The organism is Roseibium sp. M-1, from assembly GCF_054515675.1.
Window position 1 is genome coordinate 5,983,899 of sequence record NZ_CM137257.1, and the last position, 18,891, is coordinate 6,002,789.

Consider the following 18,891-nt stretch of genomic DNA (forward strand, 5'->3'; position numbering starts at 1 on the left):
GTCCCTGCAAGAAACACTAAAAGAATACTAAACAGTCACTTTTCCGGCTCGGGGCCGATCTCTTCGAGCACCAGCGTGCCCGGAACGCAGAGCCGCATGCGTCCACGGCCAGCCTTTTCAATCTGGACAAGGCTTTCGCGTTCAACCAGCCGCCGTTGAAGCAGAACAAGCCGCGCTTCGAGGTTTTCCGCATATTCCGGCAGCCGCAGCGAGGGATCCAGGCGCAGCTCACGGTTCGTGAAATCCGACCGGCCGCTCTCGCTATGTTCCTTCACGAGCTTCCAGAAAATGGCGCCGGCAACTCCCTTGACCAGATAATCATGATCGATGAACACGCTGTTGTCGGCTGTATAGTGGCGTATGTGTATCTGCTGTGAGGCATCGGTAGCTGGCGGGTTGCCCAACTGAGGTTCAACGGCATCGAGCCCTCTTGCCATGAGGTCTCCCAAACGGGCAGCGACCAGGACGAGAGCGTCTTCGTCGTCATAGCGGAAGCGCATCGGTTCAGTGCTCTCGGCAAAGAGGATGCCTGCGGTCCGCCCCGAGACCTTGATCGGCAGCGCAATCTGGCTTTCTGGCACATCGAGGCCCGGGTAGGGAATTTCAGTCGCGCCGTCGGCACCATTCCCCTCGTCGGCCCCCTCGCCACGCCACGCGGCGCCATAGGAATAATCCGACGTCATGTGACCGATCCTGATCGGCACGCCCTCGCGCGCCGCAACACCGATGACCCCGTGGCCAATGGCGATTTCCGATCCGATCCCCGACCGGCTGTAACCTGTCGAGGCAACGGTATAGAGCCGGTCGACCGTCTGGTCCCGCATCAGGATCATCGCATGGTCGATACTGAAATAGGTCTTCAGGCATCCCAACGCCCTGTCGAACAACGCGCCGAGCTCGTCCGCTGTTTCAAACTCTTCCCAGCTTTTGCGGACTGCGGCCAGAAGGTTTCGCGGCGCACTCGGCGGCACGGCGGCAGGACCGGAGCTGATCTCGATGGAGCGCACGCGAAAGATGTCCGCACCGAGCAGCCGGAAGACACCATCCATGCCGCTGTGCGAGGCGATGCCGGCAAGCTTGGCTTTCATGGTCTCGAATATCGGACCTTCGAACTGGGTCGCCTCGTAGACCAGGTCAAGCCGGTAGTCGGTGACGTTCTCCGGATCGACGACAGACGTCATCGCCATGCCCGTCTCGAGAATGTTGCGCCGGGTCTTGTTGAAGAACTGGTAGCTGAGCGCGACATGCTCGCAATCCACATAGTGAACCTGGGACACCAGGGAAACGTTGGGCGTGCCGTCTGCGTCGCAGGTCGAAAGGACTGCCGGAACGACGCCTTCGAAACAATTTCGGATAACGTCAAGTCTGGGAGCGTTCATGGCGTCAGAACACTTCCGGCGTTCAGGCCCGGCGTTTGTACGAAAGCGGCTTCGGGAAGGAATTCGAGGGCCGCGAGTTCATGCGGCTCGAACCGGGTGTACCCCGAAGCAAACTGTTCGGTATGTCCAACATCGACCAGTTCCTGATGGAAGGCCCGGGTTTGTGCAAAGGCTGCCGCTCCGTCCTGCACCACGACCCGGGCTGTCCGCGCTCCGGACGCCTTCAATTGTATCGAGCGGTGCGAAAAGGGCTTCGTGAAGGTAGCCGCGATGGGAGCGCCGGTTTCGATGGCCTGCTGCAACGCTTTGTTCGGCTGCTCGCGGTAAATGATCCGGACGAGGCCTTCCGCGTTGATCCGGCATGCCAGCCCACGCGCGACCAGTGGCTGTCCGTAGCTGTCGCGGCTGCCAAGGACGACACTGATCCCGCTCTGGCAAAAATCCGCCAGTTCCGGGGTCAGTACACCGTTCGCAAGTGTGGGGCCCGCCCAGGCCTGGCGGTCGAGAATTTCCTGAGATGGTGACGAGGGATATTCAGCTCGCGTCAAGCAACGATTACTCCAGTCTACACCAGCACTTCCCGTTGCAATCCATGATCCGCAAATATTACCACCTCCGGCAAACCTGCGGAAGTCCGATCGAATCTGTGCTCGTAAATAGATTTTTTTGTTTCCTGCAAAAAGGCGAAAGCAACCCGTGACTAGCTCCTAGATTTGTAGCCGCCTCTTCCCTGATCTTGGGGCAAGGAGGCCACGACGGGCATGCACGATTTCTGTGACGACTTCAAACAGGACGCTGTGACCCAAATCACAGGGCGTGGTTATCCAGTTCCGGAAGTTGAAAAGCGCTTGGGCGTGAGCACACATTCGCTTCTTGCCTGGAAGAACAAGTTCTCCAAGTCGCCCCTGTAAGAGCCCCTCAATCAGAGTTCTACGGCAATTTCTCAACGAGGAGCGGTTTTGCCCAGGGGAGAGTGGAGAACATCAAGGCACCGTTCCTTCGCGGGGTAAATCAGTCGTTTCGGTCATTGTTGGACAATTTGGCCGTCCGCAAATAACCTTGATTTCGTACGGGTAGGCGGAGAACCTAAATGCAATTATTTCAATCCGTTGGAGGCAGGTCGCAGGCTATCGGCATTATTGTTGCAGCAAGCAAGGTCGTGCGACTTGCCAGACTTTGCACGATACACTTTTCTGTCGCCCTGCTGGTGCCCTTCGCCATCTCAAACGCCTGGGGACAGGAAACCACCGTGACGGAGTACTTCGACGGTCGAAGCGGCGCGCTGGCCTTGAATTACGACACCGAGCTTTACCTCTGCGGCATGATCCACAGCAATCATGGTTATGATCCGGAGAAGGCCGCAATCCGGGCCGCGAGGACTCGGGCCGGTTGGCCGAACCTCCTCGAAGACGCAGAAAAATATGGCATTCCGCTCAGCTTCAATATCTGTGGGCACGACGCGGTCTTCGGCGACGAGGGTCCTGGAGAACTGGAGAATTTGAACCAGTTCAACCTGTTCCATCCGGTTTCTCATTGGTGGACCAACACGTGGTATTCGGATGCGCCCCCGAATGGCGGCAATTACAAGACCATTGGCGATCTCAGTGGCTATACCAGAAGTTATGGTCTGGTTTATGGGGGCGATCTCACAGAACTGGCGATGAATTCAAGCGTGCCGCACGAAATTTCGTTTCATACGTTTGGACGTGGGGCGCTGAACACCCTGCCGGGATATATATTGGAAGAGACGTTCAGGCTGGGGCGGGCTTATCACAAGAGGATTGGCAACAAGATTACTGCCCAGGCGCCGCCCTGGAACGGCAACCCGATCGAGGCGCGTTACCCCATTTACGTTGAGAACGGCATCTTCGTCTACAATCGCAAGGAAGACACAACATCCGCTCCCCATGAAGTCATCGAAAATCTTTGGGTAATCGCGAGACATCGCGGTTTCGACGCCATGACCGACCTGAGAAGCGACATCGATGCGGTGATTGCCGCCGGGCATGTTCTCGCTCCCTATTCGCATCCCGAGGACGGCTTTTCGAACCCGGTGCGCACCGGCTTCCAGGACACTCTGGCTCACGCACAGGCCAAGGTGAAATCCGGTGAACTTTGGGCGACGACGCTCAGCGAGATCGGGCGCTACTGGGAAGCCAAGAGCACGGTCGGCACCGAGACCCGTATCGGTGAGGGAGAGACCATTGTCGATATCACCTTGTCCGGTTACGATCCTGGAACCTTCGGTATTCCCTACCTGACCTTCCGGTCGCCACTGTCGATTTTCCTTCCCCGCTGGTGCTCAATTCCAATTCGGAAACCGTGCGTGTGGAGAACGGTAGCGCCGTCTACACGATCTATCTCAAGCCGGAAGGAACAACCCGGGTAAAAATTGTGGGTACGAAAGCGCCGCATGAAACCGGCGTAGACATCAACGAACCCGTCCTCACCGTTGAAGCGACGACGCCTGTCGAGCCGCCTGCTCAGACACCGGTCACGATAAAGGCCACGACAACCAGCACCGATGCCATCTACACCGTCAATCTGATCTACCAACTCAACAACGAGGCAAAGAACTCTGCGATCATGGCCGAAAAGGACGGTGTGTGGGAGGTGGAACTGGGTCCCTTCTCGGCAGGTGACTGGATCAACTATTACGTTTCTGCCACCGACAACAGCTCCCGCAGGGTGGTCACGCCAGTTCAGAGATTTGTGGTTCAATCGGGTTCGGCCAATTGAGATCGATCAGAACTTCAAGCCAATGACTTTCTTGGCAGGGGAGGCCCTTCGAGATTAGTTTCGTGCGAGATGCTGACCGGAAAGACATTCTGGTCAGGCTTCAAATACAGGCCCTGTCGGATGATCGAACTTTATAAGGCCATATGGAGAGTGACCGGGTCCCGCCAGGCTCTCCTGGTGGTGCTGTCATTGTGCATTGCCGGGCTCGCGGCAGTTCCGCTTGAGTATCAAAAGAACATCGTCAACGGACTGACGGAAGCTTCGCTCACGCCCGCCAGGCTGTTGACGTTGTGCGCGTCGATGGGAGGCTTTATCCTTCTCAGCCTCGCACTGAAATGGTTGTTGGGATACCGGTCGAGTCTTCTGGGTGAAGATGTCATACGGCTCATCCGAAATCGGGTCGGCGCTCTCTCCGGCGATCGCGGTCCGGACCAAGCGCAATTGGGCGGCGGAACATATGCCACGATGGTTTCCGCAGAGGCGGAAGAGATCGGCATGTTTACAGGGAGCGCCATCTCCGAACCGCTCCTGCAGGCCGGCACACTGATTGTCGTTATTTCCTATATCGCATCGACGCAGCCGGTCCTCGGCTTGATCGCGTTTTCGATGATCTTGCCCCAGGTGGCCATCGTGCTGACCGTCCAGGGCCGGGTAAATGCCCTGATTGCCAAACGTGTTCGCATATTGCGTGGTGCAACCGACAAGCTTGTCGGTCCTCATGTCGATATTTCGAAACTCTCTGCCGAATTCGATGAAATTTACGAGAGCCGGGCCAGAATTTTCCTCTGGAAGCAATCATCAAAATTTTTTCTGAGCGCCTTGAACGGGGCAGGACTGATTGCAATTCTGCTACTGGGTGGATGGCACGTTCTTGCAGGAAATACCGATGTCGGTACCGTCGTGGCTGCCACGGCCGGGCTGTTGAGAATTCAGGGGCCGACCAACTTTCTGATTGCATTCTACCGCCAGGTCAGCGCGACCTCCGTTAAGTTCGAATTGCTGCGAGCCGCGGCTGGGCAAACTCCAGCCAACTCCGGTCAAGAAGTTGGAGGTTAGAGCGTTTCACGGTTAGATCGAAACATTCTGTTTGTCGTCCGGCGTGTCGAATGCGCGGAGGGTCGCGCAGTCCATAGCGGGGTTATGAGCAAGCGGCCCGACAAGGCAGGCAGTTGCCGGACGGAAACCCGACTGGGCCGTGCCGGTTGGCCCAAGCCTCGGGCTTCACCTCTACCGTGCGGCCAGCACGGCCTTCGGCAAAACCCTCGGCCTTGGACCAAAACGACCTCGGCAGACTGTTTCAATCTAACGGTGAAACGTTCTAAGCAGGACCTTGACCAGTCCCTCTGTGTTTCATGACATCGACGAACTGAAACAGAAAGACACCGCTGCTGCGGTGCCTTTTGTGGAGGTGCAGAATAAGTTCCTGATTTCACTTCGGCTGAAGAAGCAGTTTCAAAGCTCCGTAAATCTGGTAAAGACAGGTACAGGCAAGGAATGAGATGTGAGTGGCGGAGCCGACGTTGCTTTTCTTCTGTCTGTTTGCCGGATCGCGGTTGTCGCCGCTTGTCCGGCTCCGGACCGGAAGAGCCTGCTTATTCCCAGTTCAGAAAAAACCCGACGTCTCCAGGCAGGTCGTCCGGGAAATTTATGATCATTGCCTTCAACTTGTAGCCTTGAGGTTTGCCGAACTCCAGAAAACGCTCGTAAAACTGCTTGGCCTTCCCCTGCAGGGTGTCGGGCCACGTCGGGTCCGAATTGTTGATAGCTCGTCCCTTGTCGGTACAAAGTTTCGCCGGAAAGCTGTAGACCATCGCTTCCAGTTCGCCGTTTTCGACTGCATACATCACCAGTCGCCGGACCATCGCAATCTCTTCGCTGGAGACTTCCTCCTTCAAGAACGAATTGGTGAAGTCTTCCAGCTCTTTCTGGGCCTTGGTGCGTGCAGCCTCCCGCTTTTTCATTTCCGCCATCTGATCGTCGATCAGCTTCATGCGCAGTTCGTCGGCACTTGGCGGAGGTGCTGACGGGTCAAGTTCGTTCCTGTCTGTCATGATTTTCTCCAGTCCTTGGCCGGGCCGGTCACCCGACCTCGTCCGGCATCCGCCGGGACACCAGTTCGCAAGCTGCTCAGCACAATGTCAGGCGGTTGCGGGGCGTTCGCCCGATCGCTCCAGGTTCTTCAGATCTGCCGCCAAACGGTCGATTATCTCGGGATGAACATTGAATTTTTTCAGATCTCGCGCCAGTTCGTTGCTGTAATATACAGCTGAGCCGTCAAGATTCCGGCTGATATTGTCTTTGCCTGCGCGCGATTGAAGTGTTCCGTTCAGCGCGATCCAGAGAAGGCATTTCCCAAGTTTTTCAGGGTGACTGATCTTTCGCGCTTCGGCCAGGGCTTCAGGCAAATTGCCTTGGTAATAGTGGTTTAGAGCCAGTCCCAGCCTGTATGTCGAAAGTTGTGCGGGATTGCGCGAATAAGACTCCGTTATCAGCGGGACAGCCCGGTCCCAGTTCATGCGCAGTGCGTGGTAAAGGCCCAGTTTTCCCATGATGACAGTGTCGTTTGGATTGAGTCCCAGGCCGGTTTCGAGTGCATGGAAACAACTGACGAGATCACCGAGATGCCAATAGGCAATACCGAGCGAAAAATAGCCGTGGCTTGAATTGGGTGAAAGTTCAACAGCCCGATTTGCGAGCTTCAACGCGCGCAACAGAACATGTTGATCCGCCGAACCCGAGAACTCATACCGGTATTCGTTGACCAGAACGAGGGACAAACAGGCCCAGGCCTCGGCATGATGCGGGCTCAGTTCCGTTGCCTTTTCCAGCCCTTCCCGAACCTGCTTGTGCAATGCAGGTTCAAACTGCCGCCAGTACTGGTAAAATCGGGTGATGCATTCCTGAACATCAAGCCGTTCGCGCTGCTGGCTGTCAACGTTCCTGGATTTCCAGAGGAACAGGATGCCGTAGGGCTGGGCAATGGTCCTGACAACTTCATCCGCAATCAGATCACGAATTCCCGGCAGGTCTTCCCGGAGTTCGGTCCGGTCATAGATTTCCGCCCACAAAATTTGACCGGTATGGGCCTCCTGGAGAAAGGTCTCGATGACGATCCGCCCGGAAAAATGGGAGACAACCCCGAACAGGATGAAATCGGGATCGAAACCCCGCACAGATGTGTCCGAGTTTGAATTTGAGAAAGAATTCGAGAGTTCGGGGCCGAATACGTCGATTTCGGTAAAGCGTGTCAGGCCGACGACAAGATGCCGGACAAATCCTTGCGCAAAGCCGGGACAACCGGAGCAGTCTCCTTCCTCGTCGAAAGCGGCCACCACAATTTTGGGATTGGAAAATGTCTGAGACGCTGGAGGCGGTGCCGATATTGTCCGTGGCGTTTCGGTCTCTTCGAAAACGGGAACATACGTCCCCTTGGGAACGATAATCCGAACGGGGTCGCCTGCGCCCCCGGTCAAGTAGTATCGCTCCAGCGACCGTCTCAAACGACCGGCTTCAATCCTCACGATTGAATCCTGCGAAGGGTCAAAATCTGCTGGCCGGCCGAATACGGTGGTCGCAATCGTGTAGGCCTTGATCAAACTCTCACGGCCGGAAAGCGTTTCCTCGACGACAAACTTCAAAAAGTCCCGATTGCGATCCGAAGCGTCGAAATCTTTTGAGTTCAAAACCCTTTCAAGCGCATCTGCAACAACTTCATCGCGGATTGATTGAACTGCCTCCATAAGATTGTCCCCCGGAAAGCAAAGCATCGATCAAATTCAAAAAAGAAAATCCTGGAAGCAATCCAGACTATCTAACTGTGACGTACTTATGAACGGGTACCTTTGCGGTAGCATGACAAAAGTTGGATTGCCACGGTGGGCGTCAATGTCAGAGTATTTTGATACAAGGCAGACATTGCCCACAATGCGGGCACGGTTTCCCGAAGACACCGTTTTGATCGCAAGATTATACTTTGCCAACGAAGCCTTCCGGAGCTTGTGTGAAGATTTTTGCCTGGCGCTCGCGACGCTTTCCGCATTTGAAAAACGAACGGATGGCTCCAAACAAATCGAGATAGCCGAGTACAGGGGTCTCCTGAAAGAACTCGAAGCGGAGATACGGTTTGCCCTGAATCCCGCCCGGAGCGATCACTGAAACAATGCACGCTGCAACTGTATATTACGGTAAGTAACTCCGTCAAACTAGTATACTACCTAAAAGCCTTCCACTGTTCCGAACAGGATTGTCCCTATGGGGATCGCCAGTTCAGGGAGTTGCGGAAATGGCCAGGAAGCCGGGCAGGAAAAAGTCAGTCACCGAGAAGGCGGACAGCCAATCCATCGATCACCTGTTTTCACTGTCAGGAGGCAGGGCAGACCGCTGGCGTGACCTGAACGCCGCTGCGCGCGCCTGGGCTGAAGGGAGAGGAACGCAGGAGGCGGTCCAGGCCGCCTATGGCGAACTCGGTGTGCTGGAGGACTATTTCGCATTCCCCGGCAAATCGCTGATGGCAACGCTTGCCGAGCGCATTGAGGAAGGGTCCGCAAGCGGTACGGCCGATCTGGTTCGCAGATTGTCCGATTCCATTCTGACCCGGTCCTACAAGCATAATGCCGCCGAATGGGAAACCGCGGAACTGCTTGCGGATGCCCCCTCGGATCTGACGACATCGAATTTCGGTCATGCCGGCGGGCAGCGGCCCTATTTCGAAATGCTGCTTGTCTCCCCTGGCGGCACCGCCGCGTCGGATCGCCAGATCAGGGAAATCCGCAAGCTGCGCCGGCCCGAGGATCACTTTGTCTACGAGGGCGTACCGGTCAGCAGTTTCGAAGACGCCTTGTGCGCCATTCTCATCAATCCCGCAATTGCAGCCGTTACGATCTTCGACGGGTTTACCTTCTCTTCGCACCACAACGCTCCGATCCTTCGGGCGTTCCTGGCATCGGTCGGCTTTGACGAAGGCAAGGTCGATGCCGACGATGTGTCGCTAGCGCTTGCGGCGGCCCTCAAGAAAATCCGCCCGGACCTCGATATCTACCTGCTGACCGATCGTGCGGTGGAGCGGCTCTCCGGCGACCGCCGGACAGGCGTCATTCGCCGTGTGCTCTACGCGGTGGAGGAACTTCTGGAATTGCACCTTTCCGTACTCGAAGGCATCGCAGACCGTTACCGTACGCCGTTCTTCGACAACCTGAAGAGCTACGCCACCCGTCCGATCAGCACGTTCCACGCCCTGCCGATTGCCCGCGGCAAGTCCGTCTTCAAGTCGGACTGGATCCGCGACATGGGCGAGTTCTACGGCCTCAACATCTTTCTGGCCGAAAGCAGTGCCACGACCGGTGGCCTCGACAGTCTTCTGGAGCCGACCGGCAACATCAAGGAAGCCCAGGAAAAGGCAGCCCGGGCTTTCGGCGCCGATCACGTCTATTTCGTGACCAACGGCACAAGCACGTCCAACAAGATGGTGCACCAGGCGCTGATTGCACCGGGCGACATCGTCATCCTGGACCGGAACTGCCACAAGTCTCACCATTACGGACTGGTCCTGTCGGGTGGGCAACCGCTTTACGTGGAAGCCTTCCCGATGACGGAATATTCCATGTATGGAGCTGTGCCACTCAGGACGGTCAAGAAGGCGCTGCTTGACCTGAAGGCGGAGGGGAGGCTCGACCGGGTCAAGATGGTGGATCTCACCAACTGCACCTTCGACGGGCTCATCTACAACACCCGCCGTGTCATGGAAGAATGCCTGGCAATCAAGCCGGATCTCATCTTCCTGTGGGACGAGGCCTGGTTCGGGTTCGCAAGGTTCTCGCCGTTCCTGCGTCCGAGGACAGCAATGGGTGCAGCCGAAGCAATCGAAAACTGGATCGCCGATCCAGCCTCCGTCGAGGCCTACGAGGCGCAACAGAAGGCTCTCGGCAAGAACCCGTCAATTGAAAAGCTGCTTGATACGCGGCTCATTCCCGATCCCCGGCAGGTGCGGGTGCGGGTGTACCAGACAAACTCGACCCACAAATCCATGTCGGCCCTGCGGCAGGGGTCGATGCTGCTGGTCAAGGACGTCGACTATTCCACGGTCGAATCCCAGTTCCACGAGGCCGTCTTCACGCATGCCTCCACCAGTCCGAACCAGCAACTGATAGCGAGCCTCGACATCGCCCGCAGGCAGATGGAACTGGAAGGCTACGGGCTCGTCGCCAATGCCATTGAAATCTCGCTCAGCATTCGCAACAGCATCAACAATCACCCCGAGATCTCGAAGTACTTCAAGGTTCTCGGCGCCGACAAGATGATCCCGAAGGAGTTCCGGGCTAGCGGTTTCGAGGATTTTCTCGTGCCGGGGGTTTCGTGGAAGGACCAGGTCCAGAGCATGCACGACGACGAGTTCTGTCTCGATCCGACGCGCATGACGCTCGTCTGTGGCACTGCCGGTTACGACGGTACGGAATTCAAGAAGCTGCTGGCGGACGAGTACAGCATCCAGCTCAACAAGACCTCACGAAATTCGGTCCTGCTCCAGTCCAACATCAACAATACGCGCAGCGACATTGCCCACCTGATCCACGTGCTGCTTGAAATCACCCACAAGATCGAGCGGCGGCTTGCAAGCAGCGGCGATGTCGGCCGTGCCGCCTTTGCAGCCCGCGTCAAAACCCTGATGGAAGATGTTCCGGACCTCCCGAACTTCAGCCATTTTCACGAAGGTTACAGGAAGGACGCCGGCAAGAAGACCCCGGAAGGCGACATGCGCACGGCGTTCTTCGGGGCCTACTATCCGGAAGGGTGCGAATATGTCGGCCTCAACAGCGAGGAATGCGACAAGCGCCTGAAAAAAGGCCCGGAAATGATTTCCGCAAATTTTGTCATTCCCTATCCACCCGGCTTTCCGATCATGGTGCCCGGGCAGGTCATTACCCAGGAAACCGTGGACTTCATGCGCAAGCTCGATGTGAAGGAGATCCACGGGTACGAAAAGGATCGTGGTCTGAAGCTCATCAGACCGGAATTCGCCAGCAAGAAATCCGGAAAATAATCGGCAACCGGGAGAACACCTCAGTTCTCCCGGTTTGCCTCGCTTAGGAGACGGGGTAAGCGCAAATGTGGACCTATATTACGGAAACGCTTCAGGCCAATCCGCATGTCGCGATCTTTTTCACGCTCGCGGTCGGCTATTGGATCGGCGCACTCAGGTTCGGCACATTCAGCCTCGGTGCAGTCACCGGAACGCTGCTTGCCGGGGTGGTCATCGGGCAGATCGGAATCGAGATCTCCGGACAGGTGAAATCGATCTTCTTCATCATGTTCCTGTTTGCAGTCGGCTTCGGTGTCGGGCCGCAATTTGTCCGCGGGATTGCAACGGACGGCCTGCCGCAGGCCCTGTTCGCGGTCGTCATATCGTTCCTGTGCCTGGCCGTCGTCTACATCGCAGCCGTCGTCGCAGGCTATGGCCCTGGCCTTGCCGGTGGTCTGCTGGCCGGTGCGCAGACCATTTCCGCCTCCATCGGGCTGGCAACGGATGCCATCAACAATTCGGGCATGACACCCGAAGAGGCAAAAGCCCAGACGGATCTCATTCCGGTGGCCTACGCGATCACCTATCTTTTCGGTACGATCGGCACCGGTTGGGTTCTGGCTTTCGTCGGGCCGAAACTGCTCGGGGTCAATCTCGAGGAAACATGCAAGCGGTATGAAAGAGAAGTGCTAGCAGGCGGCTCGAAGGAGACCAGCCTGATGAGCGCCTGGCGGACCCGGGAACTGCGGGCCTACCGCCTCCGCGAGGACGGTGTCGCCGTCGGCAAGACCGTGAAGCAGGCTGAAGGCATGGCCGACGGAGAGCGCATCTTCGTTGAACGCCTGCGGCGCAACGGTGAAATCATGGATTTCACGCCGGATACGGTTCTGGAGGCCGGCGATGTCGTGGGCGTTTCCGGACGCCGCGAAGTGCTCGTCAACGTGCTTGGCCAGGGCGAGGAGGTCGAAGACCGCGAGCTTCTCGATATTCCGGTCGAGGCCGTCGATGTTCTCATCACCAACAAGGAACTGGATGGACGCGATCTGATCTCCATCGCCAAGGAGCCGGAGAGCCGGGGGATTTACCTGAGTTCGATCAAGCGCGGATCCATGTCTGTCAACATCCCGGTCATGCCGAAAACGGAAGTGCACCGGGGTGATATCGTCCGGATCTCCGGCTCGAAGGCCAATGTCGATCGGTTCGTGAAAAAATTCGGCTTCGCTGACCGGCCGCAGACGATAACCAACATGATCCTGGTCGGCCTGTCGATCCTTGTCGGTGGTCTGGTCGGTGCGGCAGTGCTGCCGGTCGGTGGGGTGCCGATCACGCTCAGCACGTCAGGCGGTGCACTGATCGCCGGCATCATTGTCGGCTGGTTCCGCACGGTCAAACCGCAGATCGGCAACATTCCCTCGCCAACTCTCTGGTTCATGAACTCCGTCGGCCTGAACGTCTTTATTGCGGTGGTCGGTATCAGTTCCGGGCCCACCTTCATCTCGGGGCTGAAGGAAGCAGGGTTCGGTCTGTTCTTCTGGGGGCTTTTTGCAACCGCAGTACCCATGCTGCTGGCACCCTGGATCGGCAAATACGTCTTCAAGTTCGACGATGCCATCAACCTCGGATGTTGCGGTGGTGCCCGCACATCGACGGCCTCTGTCGCCATGGTCGGAGAAGTGGCGAAGAGCGACGTCCCGATGCTCGGCTACACCGTGCCCTATGCCGTCAGCAACACGCTCCTGACCCTGTGGGGTCTGGTGATCGTGCTCCTGATCATGTGACGGGAAACGAAGTCGACAAATTGCGGTCACCCGGTTCCGGACCGGGTGGCCGTTTTAATAGGACGGGCGGGACAACCGCCGGGAAATTGCGCTTGAAGTCAGAGAGGAAACCAGGCGTTTTCTGGGGGTGGAACGATGGAACTGATCAAGTCCTTTTTCGATGCGTCCTCGATCAGCGTGCTCTTCGTATGCGTCGCAATCGGATTCGCGATTGGCCGTATCAAGGTTGGAGGCATCCCGATTGGCGGCATTCCGGGAACGCTCTTTGCGGCAATTCTCGTCAGCCAGGTCGGTGTCGAGGTTGACAACAACATCAAGACGCTTGCCTTCGCGCTCTTCATCTATTCGCTTGGGTACGTCAGCGGTCCGAGTTTTGTCGCGAGCCTTGGCCGCAGCACGCTGAACCTCGTGTATCTTTCGCTGGTATCGAGTTTCCTGATCTTCGGGACGATCTGGGGGCTGTCCCAGATATTCGGCCTCGACAAGGGAACGGCTGCGGGCCTGCTCGCCGGAGGGATCACCGAATCCGCAGCGGTCGGAACCGCGACCGAGGCACTGGCCAGCCTGGCGCTGCCGGCGGAAGAGATAAGGGCGATGCAGGCCAATATCGGCGTTGCCTATGCGATCACCTATCTTTTCGGGTTCACCCTTGTCGTCTTCTTCGTCAGCGTCATTGCCCCCAGGATGATGCGCATCGACCTCAAGACCGAAGCCGCCAGCTATGCGACGTCTCTCGGCGCCAGCGAGGAAGAGCTTGGCCCGACCCAGGAAACAGCCATCCGGGGCATCGTTGCCCGAGCCTTTCAGGTGACCCGGGCGGAGGCAGCGGAGATCGACGTTGAAAGTTTCGAACATCAGTTCAAGGGTTTCGTCACGATACAGCGTGTCGTCCGGCGAGGACGCGTTCTGGAGGCTGCAAAGGACCTGAAGCTTGCGCCCGGAGACCGTGTCGCGCTTTTGGGACGGCTCGATCACTTGCTGGAAGCCGGTGCGTTTCTAGGCGAGGAGACGACGGACTTGCGGGGGCTCGATATCGTCGGCGAAACACGGACGGTCGTTCTCACCAACAGCGACTTCGTCGGTGAAACCATCATGTCGGTTCGGGCCAGGATCGATCCTGACTCTCGCAGAGGTGTCCACGTCGTCAAGATTACCCGATCGGGACAGGTGCTGACACCCAGGCCAAGGGTCAAGCTGGAAGCCGGTGATGTCGTCAGTCTCTACGGCACACCGGAAGCGCTCGACAATGTGGTGCCGCACGTCGGTTATGCGGTCGAGCAGGGCATCGCGGTCGATTATGTCTATCTTGGCCTCGGCATGATCACCGGTATCCTGATCGGAATGATCACAGTCAATATCGCCGGAGCTCCCGTTGCGCTCCACACGGGGGGAGGCTGTCTGATCTCCGGTCTGCTGTTCGGCTGGCTCCGGTCGCGGCACCCGACATTCGGCGGCCTGCCGCCGGCGACCGCCCTTCACCTGCGCGACTTCGGCCTTGCGATTTTCATCGCCTGTGTCGGGCTTGGAACGGGACCGCAAGCCTGGGCGCTTCTGAAGGAACAGGGCATTCTGCTCCCGGTCATGTCCTTCATCGCGGTTCTGGTTCCGATGATCGCGTCGATGTATTTCGCGCGGTATGTCCTGAAGCTGAACCCGGCGGTGATCTGCGGCGCCTTAGCGGGTTGTTTCACCTGTACGGCGGGATTGAATGCTGCGGTGCAGGCGGCGGAAAACGAAACACCGGTCCTTGGCTACACGGTGCCTTACGCGATCGCGAACGTTATTCTGACACTGCTCGGGCCGGTTATCGTACTCACAGTTTGAGCATTGCCTGGTCGGAGCGTTTCACTTTGACGCCGGAACGCACAGAACCGGCCCTGAAATCGAAAGTCGGCCGGTGCCTTTGGGAGCGCCGGCCGTTTTGTCTCAGGCCGTAATCGTCTCGCCTTTCGAGGCCTGATAGGCCTGGACGTAGCCACGTGCGATCGTTCTGACGGCACGGCCGATCTGGGAATAGGCTTCATCGTTGAGATTGGCGAAGGACACACGTGCCGACCAGTTGGGCGCCGCGAAACCTGAGCCGTTCAACAGCACGATGCCATGGTCTTCCGCAAGCCGGAATGGAATGTCGAGCGGGTGGATGTTCTCCTTGACCCAGGTCACGACTTCTTCGCCCACATATTTGCGGAGCCAGAATTCGAAGTCGATGATGCCGTAATAGTGGTCGAAATAGATGCCGGGGTTCGACTCGATCCCCATGCCTTCGACAAGGTTCCTGAACCGTTTGACGCAGATCGCGATGCAGGCGTTCTGGTAGATCTTTTCCTTGTCGACCATTTCGACGAGACCGAACAGCGTCATCATCACCTGCTGCGGCAGGGAAAGACCGGCCGTGTGATTGAGCGCCACGTCGCGGCTGTCGGCAACGATCCGGTCGATGAATGTCAGCTCGCGAGGCTTTGGCGTCATCGGCTTGTAGCGTTTGTCGAGCAACTGCTGGATCTTTTCCGGATGGGCCTTGATCTTTTCGTCGAAGATATTGTCCTGTGCGACGGCGATCACGCCGAGGCGCCAGCCCGTGCAGCCGAAATATTTGGAATAGGAATAGACCCCGATCGTGTTGCGCGGCAGATGGCCGAGGACCGATTCAAAGCCTGGAACAAAGGTACCGTACACATCGTCGGTCAGGATTATGAGTTCCGGCCGCTTGGTGTTCACGAAATTGACCAGCCTGCGGAGGGAATCCGGATCCATGGCCGCGGCGGAAGGGTTGCCGGGGTTGACCAGGAAAAGTGCCTTGACCTTCGGATCTTCCAGGACCTTGAGATCCTCCTCCGTGAACTGGAACTTGTCCTCCTGTTCCGCATTCATCCGGACGATGTGAAGGCCATAGTCCTCGAGCTCCGGCATCTCGAGGTAGGGGGTGAAGATCGGCGTGCCGAGTGCGATCGTGTCGCCGTCGTTCAGGAGACGCTGGTTCTTCAAGGCCTTGAAGATGTAGCACATGGCGGCGGTGCCGCCCTCGACCGGATAGAGATCGAACTTTACGTCGGGCCGGTGCCCTGCACACATCGACCACATGAGGTATTCGTGCGTGATGATCTCGTTGTGATAAAGGGCCCGGTCGGGCACGGGATAGTTGTCGCCGATAATGGAATCGGTCAGTTCGTGCATGAAGGCATCCGGTTCGAAGCCGAATTTCTCGATGGCAAAATCGACCGCATCGGACAAGGTTTGCGCAGGCGGTACGCCTTCTTCTTCCACCCAGCTTTCAAGCTGGATTTGAAGTTGTTTCTTGACCCATTTCTTGAAGCGCAGGTGTGACCCGTCACGAGGCGGCATGCCACCGACCCCGGCTTCCGGGTCGTAGTAGGAGCGCTTGGATTCCGTCAGGGCGAACTGGCCCAGCAGAAAGAAGGCTTCCCGTGCCCTTGTCGCAATCCAGTTCGGGTTGCCGCGTCCTGCATTCAGAAAAGCCCTGGACGACTTTTCGGAGCCTGAACGTGCGAGCTTGATGAGTTCGTCCTTGATTTCAAACGGGCTGAGATCCGACAAACTGTCGAAGTAATCCCTGGTCAGCATGTGCATTCCTCCGCTGGTTTACAATGAAATGAATAGTGCGGCATTCCTCCATGCTGGCGGAGGAAAGAGGTGGCGGGCGTCAAACAGCCCCAAAATGAGTTAGCGACACTTACCGTGCCTCAAGCAGGGCCGTCTGCAGGGCGTACTGCAAGCCGGATGCGCCAAAATCTCAAATCCGGAAACTCGGCTGCACCCGGCAGAGAACGAGAGGCGGTTCGAAACTGGGCGCGTGGCCAAGCACAAACGAATTTTCGAGGTACTGCATTGTAGATACCCAACCGCAGAGCTCTCAATTTACACAAGTCGGAACGACGAACGGGGAATGTTCCCTCTCGTATTCGAGGACACATTACGAACCAACGGCGCGCACTCGTTCAAACTCGTTGATCGCAGCGAAAAACTAGAGCAACATTTTGTTTTTGTTAGCACATTTCCCTAGGTATGAACAAGGGAATTTTCTTAATTCCGCTGCGGCAGCGTGCTGAATCTGGAATGGCAAGAGCGTGGCTGCCGGGCAGCTTTTTGCTCAAATCTTATCGATGGGCCGACCCTGACGGCAAGGTTACTTCCCGGAGATCGCATGGAAAGCAGGTGCGCTGGCAAGACTACACGGAGTCGCAACCTTTGCCAGGACAACTATGAATATTTAACCTGTAACAGACAGACTGGCCCCATGACCAGATCGACTGCGACGCTGATAACTGTCATCGCCGGTTTCTTTGCCATAGCCGGGCCGATCCTGCTGTCGCTTTATCTTGCCGCGCAGCAGGCAGAAACCCGCGAACGGGAACACGTGCTTGGCTTCGCAAGAGATGTCGTCGGCCGGTCGGACCGTGCTGCGGAACAGTTTTTCACAGCCTTTGAACGGCTCATGCAGTCAGCGGGAGAGGACCCTTGCAGTGCAGGTCAAGTCTCGAAAATGCGCGAAATTGATCTCGGATCGAGCTATCTTCAGGCGATCGGATTTGCAACCGGCAACAAGCTTGTCTGTTCGTCTTTGGGCAGCGGAACCGCCGTCCAGCTCGAGCTTGGTCTGCCGGATATCATAACGACGACCGATACCTCAGTCAGGACAAATGTAACTTTTCCCTTTGCTCAAGGAATTGAATTTACGGTCGTTGAAAGGAAGGGGTATACGGCAATCATCCACAAGGACCTGCCGATCGACGTATCTACGTCTGTTCCAGACATTTCGCTCGCTACCTATACGCCCGACAACTTGCAAACCAGGAGTACTCGCGGAGACATCAAGCCGGAGTGGCTTAGAATTGTTGGGGCTGGTGAGGAGGTGAGCTTCATAGATGACGAGTTTATTGTTGGAATAGCCCGCTCCGACAAATATGCCACAATAGGGCTTGCAGCATTACCAGTGCGGCATATGGCTGACAGCGCTAGAAGCGGCGCAATGATCCTTGTTCCTATCGGATTTTTGGCGAGCGTAATTTTGGTCTGTGTCATCCTCTATACGGTGAAGATCCAGCAATCCATGCCTTCTGTTCTCAAGGTGGCACTTAAGAAAAAAGAATTCTATCTTGAATATCAACCAATTGTTGACTTGAAGACGGAGCAGTGGGTCGGAGCAGAAGCGTTGATACGTTGGCGCCGGCCAACCGGAGAGCAGGTGCGTCCGGATCTCTTCATTCCGATTGCCGAAGAATGCGGATTGATGCCCCAACTTACCGCTGAAGTCTTCCGGCTTTTCACGGCAGACATGGCCGGCATCTTCTCCAGGTTTCCGCACTTCCACGTCGGGCTCAATCTCTCGCCTCAAGACATCCAGTCGCCGGAAATTGTCGGTCTTTTCGAAGATCTTGCGCAGGCAACACATGCCAAGCCGGGAAACATTATGCTGGAACTCACCGAGCATGGCCTACTGCAGGAGGAGCATGTCTCAGAAATTCTAATCGGTCTTCGGTCAAAAGGGGCCGCAGTTGCGATTGATGACTTCGGCACGGGGTATTCCAGTCTGTCTTATCTTGAAACGTTCACCTTGGATTATCTGAAGATCGACAAGTCTTTCGTTGACAAAATAGGCATGCATGCTGCCGCAAGCCAGGTTGTTCCACATATCATCGAGATGGCGAAAGACCTGAAACTCAAGATGATTGCCGAAGGGGTGGAAACAGAAACGCAAGCGCAATATCTGCGTTCGCAAGGTGTCGAATTTGCTCAAGGATGGCTCTTTGGCAAACCGATGGACGCTTCATCCCTGGTCTCATATATCGGCAAGACGCGAAGTGCCGCAGCCTGAACTTTTCGAAAAAAGTCTCTTCCATCACAGCATTTGCAGCGGATTTGGCTACTCAACACCGAGAGATTTATATACGATTTAAACCAATGCCTTCCGCAGCAAGGGCAGATTGCAAACGCACATTTTTAAACGAGAGCGCGTTCGTTT

The 18,891-nt window shown here is 56.7% G+C and carries 13 protein-coding genes; 8 read left to right on the plus strand and 5 right to left on the minus strand.

The window, feature by feature from the left end; all coding sequences use genetic code 11:
• Positions 1–35: 35 nt before the first annotated feature.
• Both ACX3M4_RS26975 and ACX3M4_RS26980 read right to left on the minus strand, forming a co-directional pair.
• Positions 36–1,379 carry a GAF domain-containing protein gene (locus ACX3M4_RS26975; RefSeq protein ID WP_459356011.1) on the minus strand — a complete coding sequence of 448 codons (1,344 nt, stop codon included), beginning with the start codon at positions 1,377–1,379 and terminating at the stop codon, positions 36–38.
• Positions 1,376–1,927 (minus strand): hypothetical protein, encoded by a 552-nt coding sequence (locus ACX3M4_RS26980; protein ID WP_459356012.1) that lies wholly within the window; start codon positions 1,925–1,927, stop codon positions 1,376–1,378. The genes ACX3M4_RS26975 and ACX3M4_RS26980 overlap by 4 nt, the downstream gene beginning before the upstream one ends.
• Positions 1,928–2,140: 213 nt before the next feature.
• On the opposite strand from ACX3M4_RS26980, the gene ACX3M4_RS26985 reads away from it, so the two are divergent.
• The 4 genes from ACX3M4_RS26985 (at position 2,141) to ACX3M4_RS27000 (ending at position 5,174) form a co-directional block, all read left to right on the plus strand.
• A complete protein-coding gene (locus ACX3M4_RS26985; protein WP_459356013.1) occupies positions 2,141–2,290 on the plus strand; it encodes a transposase in 150 nt (49 codons plus the stop codon).
• Between the two features lie 179 nt (positions 2,291–2,469).
• Entirely contained in the window at positions 2,470–3,768 is a 1,299-nt protein-coding gene (locus ACX3M4_RS26990) for a hypothetical protein (RefSeq protein ID WP_459356014.1), read from the plus strand.
• A 5-nt stretch (positions 3,769–3,773) separates the two neighbouring features.
• On the plus strand, positions 3,774–4,118 hold the full coding sequence (locus ACX3M4_RS26995; protein ID WP_459356015.1) for a hypothetical protein: 345 nt from the start codon (positions 3,774–3,776) through the stop codon (positions 4,116–4,118).
• 120 nt (positions 4,119–4,238) lie between these two features.
• Entirely contained in the window at positions 4,239–5,174 is a 936-nt protein-coding gene (locus tag ACX3M4_RS27000) for an ABC transporter ATP-binding protein (protein ID WP_459356016.1), read from the plus strand.
• A 536-nt stretch (positions 5,175–5,710) separates the two neighbouring features.
• Here the strand turns inward: ACX3M4_RS27000 and ACX3M4_RS27005 are convergent.
• Positions 5,711–6,169: a histidine kinase gene (locus ACX3M4_RS27005; RefSeq protein WP_459356017.1), complete on the minus strand. Its 459-nt coding sequence runs from the start codon at positions 6,167–6,169 to the stop codon at positions 5,711–5,713.
• A gap of 87 nt (positions 6,170–6,256) precedes the next feature.
• Positions 6,257–7,858: a tetratricopeptide repeat protein gene (locus ACX3M4_RS27010; protein WP_459356018.1), complete on the minus strand. Its 1,602-nt coding sequence runs from the start codon at positions 7,856–7,858 to the stop codon at positions 6,257–6,259.
• Between the two features lie 542 nt (positions 7,859–8,400).
• On the opposite strand from ACX3M4_RS27010, the gene ACX3M4_RS27015 reads away from it, so the two are divergent.
• From ACX3M4_RS27015 to aspT (ACX3M4_RS27025), 3 genes are all read left to right on the plus strand, one after another.
• On the plus strand, positions 8,401–11,154 hold the full coding sequence (locus ACX3M4_RS27015) for a decarboxylase (protein ID WP_459356019.1): 2,754 nt from the start codon (positions 8,401–8,403) through the stop codon (positions 11,152–11,154).
• 65 nt (positions 11,155–11,219) lie between these two features.
• Positions 11,220–12,911 (plus strand): aspartate-alanine antiporter, encoded by a 1,692-nt coding sequence (aspT, locus tag ACX3M4_RS27020; protein WP_459356020.1) that lies wholly within the window; start codon positions 11,220–11,222, stop codon positions 12,909–12,911.
• Between the two features lie 135 nt (positions 12,912–13,046).
• Positions 13,047–14,735, plus strand: coding sequence for an aspartate-alanine antiporter (aspT, locus tag ACX3M4_RS27025; protein ID WP_459356021.1), 1,689 nt, complete (start codon positions 13,047–13,049; stop codon positions 14,733–14,735).
• A 102-nt stretch (positions 14,736–14,837) separates the two neighbouring features.
• Here the strand turns inward: aspT (ACX3M4_RS27025) and ACX3M4_RS27030 are convergent, their stop codons facing one another.
• Positions 14,838–16,493 (minus strand): bifunctional aspartate transaminase/aspartate 4-decarboxylase, encoded by a 1,656-nt coding sequence (locus tag ACX3M4_RS27030; RefSeq protein WP_459356022.1) that lies wholly within the window; start codon positions 16,491–16,493, stop codon positions 14,838–14,840.
• A gap of 673 nt (positions 16,494–17,166) precedes the next feature.
• Between ACX3M4_RS27030 and ACX3M4_RS27035 the strand changes: the two genes are divergently transcribed.
• On the plus strand, positions 17,167–18,744 hold the full coding sequence (locus ACX3M4_RS27035; RefSeq protein WP_459356023.1) for an EAL domain-containing protein: 1,578 nt from the start codon (positions 17,167–17,169) through the stop codon (positions 18,742–18,744).
• Positions 18,745–18,891 lie beyond the last annotated feature (147 nt).